This window comes from Hyphobacterium sp. CCMP332 (genome assembly GCF_014323565.1).
GTDB lineage: Bacteria > Pseudomonadota > Alphaproteobacteria > Caulobacterales > Maricaulaceae > Hyphobacterium.
In genome coordinates, this window is sequence record NZ_CP058669.1 from 2235623 (window position 1) to 2249324 (window position 13702).

Consider the following 13702-nt stretch of genomic DNA (forward strand, 5'->3'; position numbering starts at 1 on the left):
TTATCGGGCCGCATCCCGGCGTTCATAGGCATCGACAATCCGGCCCACAAGATTGTGGCGGACAACATCCTTACGCTCAAAGCGAATGATTTTAACCGCAGGATCACCGTCCAGAATGTCCAGCGCTTCGGGCAAGCCGGACGGCTGACGGCTATCGAGATCCGTCTGGGTCGGGTCACCGGTTACAATCATGCGCGAGCCTTCACCCAGCCGGGTCAACACCATACGCATTTGCGCGCGGGTCGCATTCTGGGCCTCGTCGACAATGACGATGGCCCGGCTCAACGTCCGGCCCCGCATGAAGGCAAGGGGCGCGACTTCAATGCGCTTGTCTTCGCGGAATTTTTCCATCTGGGTCCGGCCCAGCGCATCGGTCAGAGCGTCCCAAACGGGCAAAAGATAAGGGTCGACCTTTTCCGCCAGATCACCGGGAAGAAAGCCGAGCTTCTCGCCAGCCTCCACTGCCGGGCGGGTGATTATCAGACGTTCGACAGATCGCTGTGCCAGCTGCGCGGCACCATAGGCCACCGCCAGCAAGGTTTTTCCGGTTCCGGCAGGCCCGACCCCGAAGATCAGGTCGGTTCTCTTCGGATCGTTCAATGCGCGAATATAATCGGCCTGCCGCGGGGTGCGCGCCATGAAACTGGCACCGCGCGGCACACGGATAACGGTCGAATCGGCCAGCGCCGCCTCACTGTCATCAAGGGTCAGAACCGAACGCACATCTGCCTCATCACAAGCCATTTGCTGTTCAAGACGCGTATACAGCCGATTGATGATCCGCTTGGCTTCCAGCCGGGTTTTGGGCTCGGCGCCGGATATCTGGATCTGGCCGCCGCCGGGCGCGGCCAGCCGCACACCAATCTCTTCTTCTATCATGATGAGATGGCGATCACCCGCTCCGGCCAGAAGGCGCACGCGGTCACTATCGTCGAAATGAAGCGTTTCGACGGGCTCTTTGCGGGGCTTGGCAGAACGGGATTTTCTGGTGCGTGAGGCGGTCAAGCGGCATCGACCTTTGCGTTGAGACGGCCGGTCAGCGAATTCTGGCTGGCGTCCGTAATCGTGACTTCGGCGATCTGACCAATCAGTTCGGCGGGCGCTTCACAATGCAGGGATTGAAGATAGGGCGAACGGCCGTGAAGCTGGCCCGCAAGGCGCCCGGTTTTCTCGAAAAGCACCGGCAACCGCATCCCGATCTGCGACTGATTGAAGGCCGTCTGTTGTTGCATCAGCAACGCCTGCAGACGCGCCAGACGGTCGCTGGCAACTGTATCATCGACCTGCATCGGCAGGGATGCGCCTGGCGTGCCGGGACGTCGGGAATATTTGAACGAGAAAGCCGATGCGTAATTGATATCCCGCACGCCCTGCATCGTCGCTTCGAAATCGGCGTCGGTTTCGCCCGGAAAGCCGACGATAAAATCACCGGAAATGGCAATGTCCGGACGCGCGGCGCGGACCTTTTCGATCACGCGCGCATAGCTTTCAAACGTGTGCTTCCGGTTCATGGCATGCAAAATCCTGTCCGATCCGGACTGAACCGGAAGGTGCAGATACGGCATCAGACATTCCAGATCGCCATGCGCGGCAATCAGATCATCGTCCATGTCATTGGGGTGGGACGTCGTATAGCGGATCCGGTCCAGCCCCCCGATCAGCGCCAGATGGCGTAGCAATCGGGCGAGCCCCCAGGTGCCCTCCGCTTCGCGTCCCGAAGGCGGCGCGCCGTGGAAGGCATTCACATTCTGACCCAGGAGGGTGATTTCGCGCACACCCTTGGACGCCAGCATACGTGCTTCAGCGGTGATCTGGTCGACCGGACGCGACCATTCGGCACCCCGCGTATAAGGTACAACACAGAAGGTGCAGAACTTGTCACACCCTTCCTGAACGGTCAGGAAGGCGGAATATCCCTCAACCGCGCGATCGCCTGCAAGCGCATCGAATTTGGCAACCGGTTCAAACTCTGTTTCCAGCCGCTCGCCTCGGGCGCGATGGGTCCGCGCAATCAGCTCGGGAAGCTTGTGATAGGTTTGCGGACCCACGACGAGATCGACGACCGGCGCGCGGCGCATGATCTCTTCGCCTTCAGCCTGCGCCACACACCCGGCGACCGCAATGGTCATCGGATCTTTCGTACCGGCCTTGGCTTCCTTGTGTGGACGCAAACGGCCAAGCTCTGAATAGACCTTCTCTGCCGCTTTCTCGCGAATGTGGCAGGTATTCAGGATCACCAGATCCGCATCGTCGGGTTTGTCCGACGGCTCATAGCCCAGTGGAGAGAGCACATCACGCATGCGCTCACTGTCATAGACATTCATCTGACAGCCATAGGTCTTGATAAAGAGCTTCTTGCGCTTTTGCGCCATGGTGGACCCGTCTTTCTTGAAAGAGGCGCGGGTTATGATGGAAAGCGGGCGGAATCGCAAGCCCCGCCTAGGCTGTGACCGCGTTTCGTCCGATCACCCGTGCGATAATCACAACGGCACAGGCCGTCAGGAGGCCCGCAAGGGCAAAGGGGGCCCCGGGAAAATAGACGGCCGCGTCCCGGTTCGAAAAGGAATAGAAGATGAAGGTCATCACCCCGGGGCCGAACACCGTCATCAGGGAGGCAAGGCTGGTCGTGGCTCCGGAAAGCGCGCCCTGCATATTACCCGGCACCTGGTTGGACATGATGCCCTGCAGGGCCGGCCCACCGATGCCCGAAAGCGCACCGATGACGATGATGACGTAGAGCATCGCCACATTGGGTGCCAGCGCATAGCCCCAATACGCCGCGCCCGCGATCGCGAAGCCTATAACCGCTGATCGTTTGGCGCCCAGCAAGGGAATGATCTTGCGCGACAGCAAACCCTGGACAATGGCCGCCGAAAACCCGACCACCCCCAGAGAAATACCAATGTCCAGCTGCGTCCAGCCAAATCGCTCGATTCCGAAATAGGCCCAGGCCGCCGGAAGGGCGGTATGGCCCAGATGAAAAAGCGCCAGCGCGCCGAGCAATCCGAAGACAATCGGAAACTGGCGCATTTGCAAGAATGCGCCGAGCGGATTGGTATTGAAAAGCCGGAAGGGACGGCGGTTTTCCTCGGCGAGGGTCTCCGGCAAGACGAAATAGCCATAGATGAAATTCGCCATACCCAATGCCGCCGCTGCAAAGAAGGGCAGGCGATGATCGACTTCGCCCAGCACGCCGCCAATGACGGGACCGATAATAAAGCCCAGACCGAAGGCCGCGCCGATCAGGCCGAAATTGGCCCCGCGCTTTTCGGGCGGCGACACATCTGCAATGAAAGCGCCGGCCGTTGTGTAGGTCGCACCGAAAATCCCCGACAGAACGCGCCCGACAAACAGGACCCACAGAACGGGGGCGAGCCCCATGACCAGATAATCAAGCGAAAAACCGGCGAGCGAGAACAGCAGAACCGGCCGCCGCCCGAAGCGATCAGACAGATTGCCGACAATCGGCGCGCAGACAAATTGCATGAAGGCATAGAGCGTCGCCAGCGCCCCGCCCCAGAGCGCGGCCCGGGCAAGCGTCAGCCCCGTCAGATCCATGATCAATTGCGGCAGAACCGGGATGATGATCCCGAGGCCGATCATGTCGACCAGAACGGTAATAAAAATGAAGGCCAGAGCATTCCGGCCCGGAGTGCGCGAAATCGTCAACGCTGTAACGCTTTTACTTGCGTTCGTCGGCGTTCAGCGGAACGGCATAAAGCTCCAGTCTGTGATCGACGAGACGATAGCCCAGCTTGCGGGCGACGGCTTCCTGGAGGCGTTCGATTTCCTCATTGACGAATTCAATGACCTCGCCGGAGCGCAGATCAATCAGATGATCATGGTGATCGTCACTGGCTTCTTCATAGCGGGCCCGGCCATCCCGGAAATCATGACGCTCGATAATGCCGGCTTCCTCGAACAGGCGAACCGTCCGGTACACCGTCGCCAGAGAAATCCGGTCATCCTCGGCCGCGGCGCGCCGGTGCAATTCCTCGGCATCAGGGTGATCTTCGGCATCCGACAGAATGCGCGCAATGACGCGGCGCTGATCGGTCATGCGGAGGCCTTTTTCAACGCAGATTTTCTCGATCCGGTCCGGCATGAACATTCCCCTTGCAGTGATATACTCCAGACATAAGCCGCTCCGGGCAAAACGTCTATTCGCCGAGTGTCTTTTCCATCACCAGCGCGTCCGATCCATCCGGATAATAGGCACGCCTTCGCCCGCCCTGAACAAACCCCGCCGATTGGTAAAGCGAAATGGCCGCGGCATTCTGATCGGAAACCTCCAGAAAGGCTGTCTTCGCTCCGGCATGCCGCGCCTCGGTCAGAGCTTCGGCCAGAAGGGATCGGCCAATTCCGGCGCGCCGTCTGTCGGGGTCCGTTGCCAGTGTCAGTACTTCGGCCTCGTCCAGCGCGACACGAACCAGAATAAATCCGGCTGCGCGGGGCGTCCCGGCTGACAGGGCGATGACGCCCGGCTCTGCGGCCAGTTGGGCCAGCTCCGTCGAGGACCAACCGCGTGGAAAACATCTGGCGTGCAGATCGGCAAGGCCGCCGAAAGCGTCTTTTTTGATGACGGAGATCATAATTCGGGGCGATGTCCACCGGGCAATTTCGCATCCGGCGGGCGCGCATAGAATGGTTTCGGTGGATCGAACGGTGATTGTGAAGTGGCCGCCAGATCAAGCAGGGCCGTCAAACCGGGAGACGCCCGCTCCGGACCATTGTCCAGAAGATGAGCACCGGATCCTGTCAGCTTTACCTGCGATCCGGTCGTATCCTGCCTGTCTTCAAGCCATGAAAGGGCGTCGGCAATGCTCTGCGTAAGAGCGGCGGGTCTCGCACATTCGCGTTGACACACCTGTGTCACGACCTCGCCCCGTTTTGCGTCGTGAACCACAAGAACGGGTTCGCCATCGGCAAGCCCGGCCTCGACCGCCCACCATTCCAGATTGGAAAGGCCGACAGTCTCTGCCCCCGTGGCCAGTGCCAGTCCGCGGGCAAAGGCAACACCGACCCGCGTTCCGGCAAAACTGCCGGGACCGGTCGTGACGCCAATCCGGTCTAGATCGCGCGGGGTCAGTCCGGCTTGCACCAGCACCTCGGCCACCATCGGCGCCAGCCGCTCGGCCTGTCCGCGTGCCATGATTTCGGAACAGAGAAGGTCGGCCCGCCCCGGCACCCGCAGCGCGACAGAGCAGGCCGGACCGGTTGTATCGATCACCAGCAAATTCATGTTGCGGCGTTTAGAGGATTGCGGCGGCCTCGTCGAATGAAAGTCGCGGCAGGCGGGCAAAGATTTTTTCCCCCGAGCCATAACCGAGATTGACGAGAAAATTGGCAGTCCAGTTTTCCCGAGTCTTGTCGCCGGCGAAAAACGCCTTGTCGACGCCCTCGATCGAGAAGCCGGACATTGGCCCGACATCCAGGCCCAGAGCGCGTGCCGCAAGAATCAGATACGCGCCTTGCAGTGTGCCATTGCGATAACCATTGGATTCCGCGGTATTTTTCATCATGTCGCGGGCCCCGTCCGAATGCGGGAAAAGCTGCGGCATTTTTTCGTAAAACGTCTTGTCCCAGGCGACAATGACGGTGACCGGCGCGGTCATGGTTTTCTCGACATTGCCCTCCATCAAATGCGGCTTCAGCCGGGCCTTGGCGGCATCAGAGGTGAGAAAAACAAAGCGCGCCGGAGAGTTGTTCATACTCGTCGGGCCCATTTTCACCAGATCATAGAGCGCGTGCAGCGTCTCGTCCGGAATGGCTTTGTCCGTCCAGGCGTAATGAGTACGCGCTTCGCGGAAGAGCTGATCCAGCGCGGCGTCAGAAAGCGCGTCATAATCTGAAATATTCGGGTCGAGCATGAGGGCACCTGTGCGTTATTAGTGACGAACAGGGAGATAGTGCCGACCTTGATCGCTTTTAACCGCCATTCCGGAAAAAGTGATTATCCAACCGCGACGACTTCGCGGACTTCGGGGACGTAATGCTTCAGCAGATTCTCGATTCCGGACTTCAGCGTCATCGTTGACGACGGACAGCCCGCACAGGCACCGCGCATCACCAGAGCGACAATACCGGTCTGCTCGTCAAACCCCTTGAAGATGATATCACCCCCATCGCGCGCCACGGCCGGGCGGACACGTGTATCAATAATCTCCTTGATTTCCTTTGCCGGACCGCTGTCGGGTTCGTAATCGGCCTCACCGCCGTCAGCCTCGAACAGCGCGGCGCCGGACTGTAATACGTCCATGATCGTGCCCAGAATGGCCGGCTTGATATGGGGCCAATCTAGGGTTTCGTCTTTCGAAACCGATATATAATCCGCGCCGCAGAACACACCGGTCACGCCATCCACGGCGAACAGCTCCCGCGCCAGCAAGGATGCCTCCGCCTCTTCAGGCGTTGCAAATTCGCGCGGACTCTCCGGCGCGATCTCGCGCCCGGGCAGGAATTTCATCGTATTGGGGTTGGGTGTATCTTCGGTCTGGATAAACATGGGCTCGCCCGTGGTTTCAATCAGACCTCACATGGCGCTTAATCGTCTGCGCCGCAACCCTTCATCATGTGAGGTCATCTATGGCGTCACGCGATAGCCCTCCGGGCACGACGGTCACCGGAATGGGCCTCGCGCCCGTCAAACCGCGGCCGCGTGCCAGGGCGGTCACCAGAGGGCCGGGCCCTTCCCCGGCCTCGGCAGCGCCGAGGACAAGGATGGAGATTCTCGCATCCTCCTCGATGAGATCGGCCATGGCTTTTCGCAGCTCGTCTTCGCGAAGAATCAGTTCGGGCCGCTCGCCCATCACCGCCTCGGCGTCCTCGGCCAGCGTATCGAGCAACTCGGTCGCTTCCTCCTCGGCCTCACGGCGCATGGTTTCGGACACGCCGATCCAGTGATCAAAATTCGAAGGCTCGATCACCGCCAGCAGAGTCAGGCCACATTCCGTGGCTTGCGCCCGCTTGGCTGCGAAATAGAGGGCCGTGCGGCACTCCTCGCTCTGATCTGCCACGACCAGAAATTTTCGGCGATGTTCACTCATACTGCATAGAATTGGCCTGACACGCACCGTTCGTCCAGATAGGAATGCGCTTCATGACGGAACCCACCTATTCTGATCGCCGCAACGCAACGTCTCCGGAGCAGTTTATCACACTGGAATCCGGTCGCATTTCCGTATCCATGGACGGAAAGCTGAAACGCGCCATTGCAATCAACGAGATCGCAGAAGTGCGGCTGGGGGTCGAGATGGCGGGGCGGGACAGCCAGGTCGTTTGCCGCATCACCGCAAACGACGGGACGCAGATTGTGTTCGGATCCCGCAGTTGGAAATCGGTCGGCCTCTGGGAAAATCGCGCGGATCGCTTCCTTGAATTCAACACCGCCCTGCACCGGGCCGTGTTACCGCACGCCGCCTCCATCCGTTTCATCGAGGGTCAGCCGCTCTGGTTCGGCTTTGTCATGTGCGGGCTGGGCATATTGATGGCCCTTCTGGGGGGCGGATTTGCGCTTTATCTTTTGTGGAACGACAATCTGATCGGATTTGGCGGCGTTCCGGGTCTCATCATCGGCCTCTATCTGGCCTGGATGTTCCGGCCGCGCGCGCCCAAACCCTATGATCCCGCGCTCTATGCCGGCACCGGCTAGTATTCGCTGACCTGTCCCGGTGGCATGGACCGGACCTCAAAGGTCACGGGAACCGCACCGGCATTCTGCAGGTTCAATGTGCCATTGACGGTATCGCCCTCCACGACCGGAGCCAGACCGAACACCATCAAGTGGCGGCCGCCGGGTGTGAACACTAACGGCCCCTCATCCGACACGCGCTGAGGACCGATTTCCCGCATCTGCATGACGCCTTCGGAGGTCATGAAGTGACCGTGAAGCTCGACCCGTTCAGCGCCGTCAATCTCGACCGATTGCAGCAAGTCCTCCGACCCCTCCGACAAATCGAGCACAATATAAGCCGCTGTCACATCGCGCCCTGACGGGTGAGGGCGCATCCAGCTGGCGCGGATATCAATGGCCGTCGCCTGTTCGGAAACCGGCCCCTGTTCCTGAGCGCCCGTATCCCCCGGGGCAGCGTGATCCATCTCACTGGACGTCTCCGCTTCAGGATTGCCGCAAGCGGCCAGCACAAGGGCGGGGATCAGGGCGAAAATGAAACGCATGGCTAAATCTCCTGTTTCGGCCTTGCTAGCGCCCGGGCCGTCCACTGGCCATGCGGCGAATTAACCCCAGAAGCCCACCTTCGCCTTGACCTCCCTGATCACCGGATCGGCCACGGCGCGAGCCCGCTCAGCCCCTCTGGTCAGGATACGATCCATTTCAGCCGGGTCGGAAATCAGCCGGGCATATTCATTGGCCACAGACGACAGGCGTTCAACCGCCAGCTCCGCCAGTTTCGGTTTGAAAACGCCAAACCCCTGACCGCCGAATTCGGAAATGACCTTTTCCGCCGTTGACCCTTCCAGCGCGGCATAAATGCCCACCAGATTGAGCGCTTCGGGACGGTCACCCATCTCTTCGAGCGACCCCGGCAGGGGTTCAGGGTCGGTCTTCGCTTTCTTGATCTTGCGCGCAATCGTATCGGCATCATCGGACAGATTGATACGCGACAGGTCCGATGGATCGGACTTGGACATCTTCTTCGTCCCGTCCTTGAGCGACATGATCCGCGTTCCCGCGCCCTGGATGTAAGGATCGGGCAGAGGGAAAAAGCCTTCACAATCATAGTCGCGCATGAAGCGCGCTGCGATATCTCGCGACAATTCCAGATGTTGTTTCTGGTCTTCGCCGACCGGAACATGGGTCGCCTTGTAGACCAGAATATCGGCCGCTTGCAGCACCGGATAGGTAAACAGGCCCACGCTGGCACGCTCCTTGTCCTTGCCGGCCTTGTCCTTGAACTGGGTCATGCGCTCCAGCCATCCCAGACGGGCCACGCATTGGAACACCCAGGCCAGCTCGGCATGAGCGGTGACAGCCGACTGAGCGAAGACAGCCGATTTTTCCGGATCAACGCCGGACGCGATATAGGCAGCAGCGGCGCCGCGCACCTTGTCCGGCAACTCGGCGGCGTCGTGCGGCATGGTGATGGCGTGCAGATCCACCACGCAGTAAAAACACTCCGCGCCGCTCTCCTGCAGCTTGACCCAGTTCACCAGCGCGCCGAGATAATTACCCAGATGAAGGCCGCCTGTGGGCTGCATCCCCGAAAGAATGCGCTGCGGTCCGGAATAGGTTTGAACGTCGGTCATGGCTTGAACCCGGCTGGTGTCGATGTGGACACAGGGGGTTTAGCCGCGGGCAAAGGCGGCACGCAACTCCGAAATCCGCAACCCGCCTGTGATCAGGCTGACCAGCAGATAAACCAGCATCCCAACGCCCGATGCGACAACCGCCCCCATCAGCCGGGAGCCCAGAGCAAGGCCGGCAAGATCGGCCTTGTATATTTCAAGGCCCAGCATGACGCCTCCGGCAATCAGCGCGGCCAGAAGCAGCCGCGGTATCGCTGTATACAGACGGCGGTCCGGCCGGAATCCGTTCCGGCGGCCGAGGAAAAACGCCAGCAGGCCGGCATTGACCCAGCCCGCCAGTGACGTCGCGGCCGCCAGGCCAACATGGCCGCGATCCGGCGCAAACTCCCGGATCCAGAAAAACGCGGCCGCGCCAATGACGATATTCAGAAACATTGAAACCGCCGCGAATTTCATGGGGGTCGCCGTGTCTTCCCGCGCAAAGAAGCCGGGCGAGAACACCTTGATCAGGACAAAGGCTGGCAGGCCAACCGCAAACGCCTGAACCGCCAGACGTGTGGATTCCGCATTCTCGGGCGTAAAGGCCCCCCGCTGGAACAGGCCCTCCACCAGCAATCCGGGCATGGCGATCAGGGCCGCCGTCGCAGGCAGGGTCAGCGCCATCGAGATTTCGATCGCCCGGTTTGTGGTCTCGAGGGCACCTTGCTCGTCTCCGGCACGCAACCGCCTGGACAGGCTGGGCAATAGCGCGACGCCCATGGCAATGCCGATAACACCCAGCGGCAACTGGTAAAGACGATCCGCGTAATAGAGCAGCGCCACAGCGCCATCCTGCAGTGTGGCGATCAGCTGGCTGATGACAATATTGATCTGGGTCACACCCCCCGCAATCGCCCCCGGTACGCCGAGAGCAATCAGGCGGCGCACCTTGGGTGTCAGTTTCGGCAACCGTATTGAGAAAGTGATCCCGGACCGTCGACAGCCCCAGAAGAGCAGGCCGGCCTGAACCACGCCGGAGACCGGCACGGCGATGGTAATCCACAACCCGGTTGTCTCCGGGTCGGGTGGGGCCGCCAGAAGCACGCCGATCATGACGATATTCAACGCAATCGGTGCCGCAGCAGATACCGCAAACCGGTCATGCGCGTTCAGCGTGCCGCCCATCATGGCCGTCAGAGAGACAAGCAACAGATAGGGCATGGTGATCTGGGTAAACAGCACGGTCATGCCAAACAGGCCCGGCTCGTCGACAAAGCCCGGCGCGATCACGCGGATGATCGGGTCCATGAAGATTTGCGCGCCGACGGTCAGCGCCGAAAGCACGACAATCATGACAGACAGCGTGTCGCGGGCAAATTGCCGGGCCTCGTCTTCGCCCTCACCCTCCAGCGTCCGGGAATAGAGCGGGATAAAGGCGGAGTTGAAGGCCCCTTCGGCAAAGAAACGCCGGAACAGATTCGGGAAGCGGAACGCGACCACAAACGCTTCTGCGACGGGGCCGGCACCCAGAGCCGCCGCCAACAGCATTTCCCGCAAGAAGCCGAGGACCCGGCTGACGGCCGTAAAGCCGCCAATTACGAAGGTCGAGCGAAGGAGGCGCATGATCAGCGTCCGGAACTGGCCCGGGCGCGAGCGAGACCGCGGGTTCGGGCTTTTTCTTCTATACGGGCCTCTTCTTCAGTCAGGACGGTTAACAAAGCCGCTTTCACGTCTGCAATGAGCCGCTCATCGGTTAGCTTTTTGCCGTCTTTCAGAACGTAAAAGACATCCGTGGCGCGTTCGCCATAGCCATCAATTCGGGCCGATTGTAGCGCCAGCCCCGAATCCGCCAGAGCCTCCGACAAGTCGGCCAGAAGCCCAGGGCGGTCCCGTCCTGACGCCTCGATCAGCGTGGCCGTCTCGGCGGCCGTCTGGTCGATCGAGACCGACGGAATGACGGTGAAGGCGGCCGCTCGCCGGGTCAGGGGCTGGGAAGGCCGGGCCGTTACGCGTGTTTTGGAGCCTGACGCGGCCCGTCTCACACGTTCTGCCAGAGCATCCCGCGCCCGTTCCCGGTCAAAGCCATAAGGCTGCCCGGCCGCGTCCTGAACATAAAAGACATCAAAAGCCTCACCCGATGCCGTCGTCGAGACCTGGGCCCCGACAACGCTCGCACCCAGATTGGCCAGAACGGCAACAATATCGGCAAACAGCCGGTCCCGGTCCGGAGCAATCAACATGACCTCGGTCGCGGCCCGCCGCTTGTCGACCCGCGCTGCCGCAGCGACGAGATCGCCGCGCCCGCGGGCCGCGCGAACGAAAGCGGCATGCCGCAATCGGTCCGCCTCGGAAAAGGACAGCCAGTAGGAATCATCCAGATCCGCGATCCAGCCCTGGGCAAAATGGTCGTCGACCCGTTTCAGCTTTTCGCGGAAGGCGGCCCGCGCTTCATCAGCCTGGCCCCGCAGGAGCGAGCGGATTTCAGCCTCGCCGTCGCTGGAGGTATCCCCCTCCAGCACGGTTCGGGTTGCCGCGTAAAGATCGCGGAGGAGCTGGCCCTTCCAGCCATTCCATATGCCGGGCCCGACTGATCGGATATCAATGACCGTCAACAGGGTCAGAAGGTTGAGCCGCTCCAGCGTGCCGACTTCCCGCGCAAACTCGATCACCGTCCGCGGATCGCCGATATCGCGCCTCTGCGCGGTATCGCTCATCAGCAAATGGGCACGCACCAGCCAGGCCACGAGCTCCACCTCGGCTTTGGGCAATCCCAGCCGTGTGCATGCGGCACGCGCTTGAAGCGCACCTTCCACGCACTGATCGCCCTTGCCCTTGCCGGTGTCGTGCAATAGCGCCGCCAGATGAAGCGCCCGGCGGTTCTTGATGTCGTGCACAATCCGGGTCGCGACCGGGTGATCCAGCGGATGGTCACCGGTTTCGATCTCGCGCAACAATCCGATCAGTTGCAATGTATGCTCATCCACGGTGTAGCGGTGATACATGTTGAACTGGGTACGAGCGACGATACTGCCAAATTCCGGCAGGAATTTCCCCAGCAATCCGGCTTCGGTCATGAGCCGCAAGACCAGTTGAGGCGCAGCCGAATCCAGCAATATCGAAAAGAATACCCGCACGGCCCGCGGGTCGGAGCGGAAATCGTCGTCAATATGACGGATATTTCGGCCCACAACGGCAATCGCATCCGGGTGCAGATCGGCTCCCATTGCCGATGCCGCCCAGAACAGGCGCAACAGCAAGACCGGGTCTTTCTCGATCATTCCAGGATCGACAAAATCAAGACGGCCATCGACAAGCGCGAAGGCATCATCCACCGGTTCATCCAGCCCGTCATTCTCGGGAAGGAATCGCGCCAGCCCCCGCGGCCGCGACTTGCGGTGGTCTGCTTCCAGCTTGGCGCAAACAAGGCGTGTCAAACTACCCACATCCATCGCCGTCAGAAAATATCGGCGCATGAAGCGCTCCACGGCGCTTTCGGCCTCGGCATCATCAAATCCCATTCGGGCCGCGATTTCCGGCTGGATATCGAAGGTCAGGCGATCATCCTTCCCCCCGACAATAGCGTGGATATGAAAGCGGATGGTCCAGAAGAAGTCCGATGCCCGCAAATATTTCTCGACATCGTTTATGGTCAGCAAACCGGAAGATACCCAGCGCTCGAACGCATCTGCGCCATAGAGAAACTGCGCCAGCCAGCGCATCAGTTGAAGATCGCGCAGCCCGCCCTTGGATTCCTTCAGATTGGGCTCGACCGTGTATCTTGAGCGGCCCGCTTTCGCGATCCGGCTGTCGCGTTCTGCCAGCTTGGCCTCGACAAAGGCCGGGCCGCTTGACTGAGCCTCGTCCCACAAGGCCTGACGCAAGGCTTCTGTCGGTGCCGGATCCCCGGCCAGATGCCGGAGCGACAAGAGCGACGTCCGCTCACCAATATTCGCATTTGCGATCTTCAGCGTCTCGCGGACAGTCCGTACAGCCCCGCCACCAATATCCAGCCCGGAATCCCACAACACATAGATGACGCGCTCCAGAAACTCCTTTTGAGCCTTGCTGGCGCGTTCCGGTTTGATGAACAGGATATCGATGTCAGAGCTGGGCGCGAGCTCGCCTGCCCCATAGCCGCCAATAGCCAGCAGCGAGATACCCTCGGCCACCTTGCCCGCATCGGCGGCCAGCGAATCAAATGCCGCCACGAGAACGGCATTCATGACGCCGGACAGAAAACGCGCCGCCTCCAGCCCGCCGCCGGCACCATCCAGCTTCCTGAACGCGGCCTCACGGCCTGATTCGATCGCCGCCTTGATCCGGGCAATCGCCGCCAGACGGGCCGTGACGTCCTGCCAGCCCTTGTCGCTCAACGCCGCCGCCAGTTCGGCACGAAGTTTCAATCCATCAAGGGATGCCGGAAGAGCGGAAACAAGCATTGTCTGTGTTCTAGCGCGCC

The 13702-nt window shown here is 60.8% G+C and carries 14 protein-coding genes; 1 reads left to right on the top strand and 13 read right to left on the bottom strand.

Going from position 1 to position 13702, the window contains the following annotated elements; all coding sequences use genetic code 11:
• The 9 genes from HXX25_RS11250 to HXX25_RS11290 all read right to left on the bottom strand — a co-directional run bounded on the left by HXX25_RS11250 (window position 1) and on the right by HXX25_RS11290 (window position 7046).
• On the bottom strand, window positions 1-1005 hold the full coding sequence (locus HXX25_RS11250) for a PhoH family protein (protein ID WP_233346673.1): 1005 nt from the start codon (window positions 1003-1005) through the stop codon (window positions 1-3).
• On the bottom strand, window positions 1002-2372 hold the full coding sequence (gene miaB, locus HXX25_RS11255; protein ID WP_187166003.1) for a tRNA (N6-isopentenyl adenosine(37)-C2)-methylthiotransferase MiaB: 1371 nt from the start codon (window positions 2370-2372) through the stop codon (window positions 1002-1004). Before miaB ends, HXX25_RS11250 begins: the two co-directional genes overlap by 4 nt.
• A 67-nt stretch (window positions 2373-2439) precedes the next feature.
• Window positions 2440-3669: a TCR/Tet family MFS transporter gene (locus HXX25_RS11260; protein ID WP_233346675.1), complete on the bottom strand. Its 1230-nt coding sequence runs from the start codon at window positions 3667-3669 to the stop codon at window positions 2440-2442.
• A gap of 13 nt (window positions 3670-3682) precedes the next feature.
• The gene (locus HXX25_RS11265; protein ID WP_187166004.1) at window positions 3683-4105 is read right to left on the bottom strand and encodes a Fur family transcriptional regulator; all 423 of its coding nucleotides are present in this window, start codon (window positions 4103-4105) and stop codon (window positions 3683-3685) included.
• A gap of 55 nt (window positions 4106-4160) precedes the next feature.
• Window positions 4161-4592, bottom strand: a complete 432-nt coding sequence (gene rimI / locus HXX25_RS11270) for a ribosomal protein S18-alanine N-acetyltransferase (RefSeq protein WP_187166005.1) — start codon at window positions 4590-4592, stop codon at window positions 4161-4163.
• Window positions 4589-5230: a tRNA (adenosine(37)-N6)-threonylcarbamoyltransferase complex dimerization subunit type 1 TsaB gene (gene tsaB, locus HXX25_RS11275; protein ID WP_187166006.1), complete on the bottom strand. Its 642-nt coding sequence runs from the start codon at window positions 5228-5230 to the stop codon at window positions 4589-4591. The genes rimI and tsaB overlap by 4 nt, the downstream gene beginning before the upstream one ends.
• A gap of 22 nt (window positions 5231-5252) precedes the next feature.
• The gene (locus tag HXX25_RS11280; RefSeq protein ID WP_187166007.1) at window positions 5253-5870 is read right to left on the bottom strand and encodes a malonic semialdehyde reductase; all 618 of its coding nucleotides are present in this window, start codon (window positions 5868-5870) and stop codon (window positions 5253-5255) included.
• A gap of 83 nt (window positions 5871-5953) precedes the next feature.
• Window positions 5954-6505 (bottom strand): NifU family protein, encoded by a 552-nt coding sequence (locus HXX25_RS14440; RefSeq protein WP_187166008.1) that lies wholly within the window; start codon window positions 6503-6505, stop codon window positions 5954-5956.
• Between the two features lie 64 nt (window positions 6506-6569).
• Window positions 6570-7046, bottom strand: coding sequence for a universal stress protein (locus HXX25_RS11290; protein WP_187166009.1), 477 nt, complete (start codon window positions 7044-7046; stop codon window positions 6570-6572).
• Between the two features lie 53 nt (window positions 7047-7099).
• Here HXX25_RS11290 and HXX25_RS11295 point away from each other — a divergent pair, with 53 nt between their 5' ends.
• The gene (locus HXX25_RS11295) at window positions 7100-7651 is read left to right on the top strand and encodes a hypothetical protein (protein WP_187166010.1); all 552 of its coding nucleotides are present in this window, start codon (window positions 7100-7102) and stop codon (window positions 7649-7651) included.
• Here the strand turns inward: HXX25_RS11295 and HXX25_RS11300 are convergent.
• Genes HXX25_RS11300 through HXX25_RS11315 form a run of 4 tightly spaced genes read right to left on the bottom strand, consistent with a single transcriptional unit; the run spans window position 7648 to window position 13682 of the window.
• Window positions 7648-8175: a copper chaperone PCu(A)C gene (locus tag HXX25_RS11300; RefSeq protein WP_187166011.1), complete on the bottom strand. Its 528-nt coding sequence runs from the start codon at window positions 8173-8175 to the stop codon at window positions 7648-7650. The genes HXX25_RS11295 and HXX25_RS11300 overlap by 4 nt on opposite strands.
• Before the next feature lie 60 nt (window positions 8176-8235).
• A complete protein-coding gene (gene trpS, locus HXX25_RS11305; protein WP_187166012.1) occupies window positions 8236-9264 on the bottom strand; it encodes a tryptophan--tRNA ligase in 1029 nt (342 codons plus the stop codon).
• Window positions 9265-9303: 39 nt separating this feature from the next.
• Window positions 9304-10866 carry a murein biosynthesis integral membrane protein MurJ gene (murJ, locus tag HXX25_RS11310; RefSeq protein ID WP_187166013.1) on the bottom strand — a complete coding sequence of 521 codons (1563 nt, stop codon included), beginning with the start codon at window positions 10864-10866 and terminating at the stop codon, window positions 9304-9306.
• A gap of 2 nt (window positions 10867-10868) precedes the next feature.
• Window positions 10869-13682 (bottom strand): [protein-PII] uridylyltransferase, encoded by a 2814-nt coding sequence (locus tag HXX25_RS11315; protein WP_187166014.1) that lies wholly within the window; start codon window positions 13680-13682, stop codon window positions 10869-10871.
• Between the last annotated feature and the right edge of the window lie 20 nt (window positions 13683-13702).

What these genes read in the sequence shown, in the direction of transcription:
- trpS (WP_187166012.1), bottom strand. Translation starts at nt 9,264, where the DNA reads ATGACCGACGTTCAAACCTATTCCGGACCGCAGCGCATTCTTTCGGGG.
- miaB (WP_187166003.1), bottom strand. Translation starts at nt 2,372, where the DNA reads ATGGCGCAAAAGCGCAAGAAGCTCTTTATCAAGACCTATGGCTGTCAG.
- HXX25_RS14440 (WP_187166008.1), bottom strand. Translation starts at nt 6,505, where the DNA reads ATGTTTATCCAGACCGAAGATACACCCAACCCCAATACGATGAAATTC.
- HXX25_RS11290 (WP_187166009.1), bottom strand. Translation starts at nt 7,046, where the DNA reads ATGAGTGAACATCGCCGAAAATTTCTGGTCGTGGCAGATCAGAGCGAG.
- HXX25_RS11300 (WP_187166011.1), bottom strand. Translation starts at nt 8,175, where the DNA reads ATGCGTTTCATTTTCGCCCTGATCCCCGCCCTTGTGCTGGCCGCTTGC.
- HXX25_RS11280 (WP_187166007.1), bottom strand. Translation starts at nt 5,870, where the DNA reads ATGCTCGACCCGAATATTTCAGATTATGACGCGCTTTCTGACGCCGCG.
- HXX25_RS11295 (WP_187166010.1), top strand. Translation starts at nt 7,100, where the DNA reads ATGACGGAACCCACCTATTCTGATCGCCGCAACGCAACGTCTCCGGAG.
- HXX25_RS11265 (WP_187166004.1), bottom strand. Translation starts at nt 4,105, where the DNA reads ATGCCGGACCGGATCGAGAAAATCTGCGTTGAAAAAGGCCTCCGCATG.
- rimI (WP_187166005.1), bottom strand. Translation starts at nt 4,592, where the DNA reads ATGATCTCCGTCATCAAAAAAGACGCTTTCGGCGGCCTTGCCGATCTG.
- HXX25_RS11315 (WP_187166014.1), bottom strand. Translation starts at nt 13,682, where the DNA reads ATGCTTGTTTCCGCTCTTCCGGCATCCCTTGATGGATTGAAACTTCGT.
- murJ (WP_187166013.1), bottom strand. Translation starts at nt 10,866, where the DNA reads ATGCGCCTCCTTCGCTCGACCTTCGTAATTGGCGGCTTTACGGCCGTC.